Genomic DNA, 2,499 nt, shown 5'->3' on the forward strand with positions numbered 1-2,499 from the left:
GCCGGCGTCGTGGCCGGCGTCGTGGCCGGCGTCGTCGCTGCAGTACGCTGTTGTGCTAAGCTCGGGCTTCCAGCCCGTAGCGGGCAGCACGTGCTGCCGCGGGGCGAGGCCGTCGCTGACAATGACAGTGCGCAGGGCCTCATGCCGCTCGACCAGCTGGCGCAGGGCCACGAGCAGAGCTGCTTCGTTGAGAGCGCCCCGTAGGCGCAGCAATAGTGGAACGTTGTAATGAGAACCGCCCTCCAACTGGTCGATAAACCAGAGGCGCTCCTGAGCAAATGATAGGGGCAGATGCTCAGCGCGCGGTTGCGCGGCGAGTGGAGCAATGCCGGTAGTGACACTTGATTCGGCCAGCAGTTGAGCTTGGCGAGCAATAGTTGGATGGGTAAATACTTGGCGGATACTGACTTCCCGGTCCAGCTGCTGACGGATGGCGGCGACTAAGCGGGTGGCAAGTAGGGAGTGGCCGCCGACCGCGAAGAAATTATCCTCAATGCCCACCTGCTCTAAACCTAGAAGCGTCTGCCAGATGGTGGCCAGCGCGGTCTCCAACGCGGTGCAGGGCGCAACGTAGGCCGTGAGGGCTTCGGCCTGCTGTGGTTCGGGCAGCGCCTTCCGGTCAATCTTGCCATTGGGAGTTAAGGGTAAGGCTGGCAATTCTACCCAGGCAGTAGGCAGCATATAATCAGGCAGATACTGTCGTAACTGCTGAGTGGCCGCCGCACTGGCAAAGCCAGTCTCCGCCACCACGTACGCTACTAGTCGCAATGTACCGGCAGCGTCCCGGTTAGCCGTCACCACGGCCTGATTCACACCGGGTACGGCCTGCAGCAGGGTGCTTATCTCACCCAACTCTACGCGGTAACCCCGGATTTTGACTTGCCCATCGAGGCGGCCAACGTAGCACAAGGCACCATCGGGGCGCCAGTATACTTGATCGCCAGTGCGGTAGAGACGGCCGTAACCGGGCACTTCCACGAATCGCTCTGCCGTCAGTTCGGCCTTGTTGAGATAGCCGGTAGCCACACCGTCACCGCCGAGAAACAGTTCCCCGAGACAGCCCACCGGGACTGGTCGCTGCCGCTCGTCGAGCACGTAAGCCTGGGTATTAGCCAGTGGATAGCCAATGGGCACGGTCTGCCCACTGATCTGCCGGATCGCGTAGCTCGTGGCATAGGTAGTGGTTTCTGTAGGGCCGTAAACATGTACTAGCTTATCAGGGCCTAAAGCAGCCAAGGCGCGCTGCACATGCGGGACCGACACTAGCTCCCCTCCAAAGAGCAGGCGGCGCAGCCCGCGCAGGCCGTCCAGGTCAGTATCGACAAAGGCATTGAACAGGGCCGTCGTCAGGAATGCGACGGTAACCCCCTGCTCACGAATGATACGGGTCAGCTGCCCGGCATCGGCGGCGGCTTCTTCTGGGATTAATTGCAAGCAAGCGCCATGCAGCAGGCTGGCATAGAGGTCGTAGGTGGAGCCATCAAAAGCGAAGTTGGACCACTGGAGTACTATGTCGTTGGCCTGCACTTGGATGGGACCGGGATCAAAGGCCAGTTTTACCACGTTCCGATGGCTGACTAGAATACCCTTAGCCTCCCCAGTGGTCCCAGAGGTGTACATGACGTAGGCCCCGGCATCGACTGTCACGGCTACATCCAGGTTGGCGCTTGACAACGTGGGCACGTCGAGTAAATGCAGCCGGGGACCGGTGTAATCGGGCAACAGCGTCAGTAAGGAGGCATCAGTGGAGATAACAGCAGCAAGAGCCGCATCCTCAGCAATGTAATGTAGACGGCTAGCGGGGTAGTCAGTGTTGAGCGGCACGTAAACGGCTCCGCACTTGAGAATGCCAAGCAGCGCGGCAACCATGCCCGGGCCACGGCGAGCCAGCACACCAATCCGCTCTCCGGGCAAAACCCCCTGATTACACAGAAAGTGGGCGACTTGGTTTGCCTGCGCATTCAGTTGTTGATAGGTAAGCTCCTCGGAGCCGAACCGCAGAGCTGGCCGCTGGGGCGTACGGTTTACCTGCTGCTCGAATAATACCGGCAACGTGGCCTGTGGGTAGTCGGCACCAGTCAGGTTGAACCCAACGGTCATCTGCTGCTCCTCGGCCGGCGTGAGCAGGCTGATCTGGTCGAGTGGCCGGGCCGGATCGGCCACTAATTGGGTAAGTAGCTGCTCATAATGACTGATAAGGCGGTGAATGGTGCTTTCCTCGAACAGGTCGTGGCTGTACTCTACACGTAGCAGGAAATTGCCCCCCGTGGGGTCTACTTCCACCGTCAGGTCGCACTTTGCGTAATCCCAGTCATAAGCTTCGCCCTTCACCTGCAGCCCGCCGAATTCACTCAGCGGTACTTCGGGAATATTCTGCAGGGCAAACATGACTTGAAAGAGGGGGTTGCGGCTCAGGTCCCGCTGGGGGGCGACGGCCTCCACCACGCGTTCGAAGGGCACGTGCTGGTGGGCGTAAGCCGCCAGCGTGGTGTGCTTGAC

1 protein-coding gene is annotated in these 2,499 nt (G+C 60.3%); it reads right to left on the reverse strand.

Annotation, left to right across the window (positions count from 1 at the left end; translation table 11 throughout):
• On the reverse strand, positions 1–2,499 hold a 2,499-nt coding region (locus BMY67_RS18665; protein WP_143069934.1), incomplete at both ends, for a non-ribosomal peptide synthetase.

Source organism: Hymenobacter actinosclerus (genome assembly GCF_900111515.1).
Lineage (GTDB): Bacteria > Bacteroidota > Bacteroidia > Cytophagales > Hymenobacteraceae > Hymenobacter > Hymenobacter actinosclerus.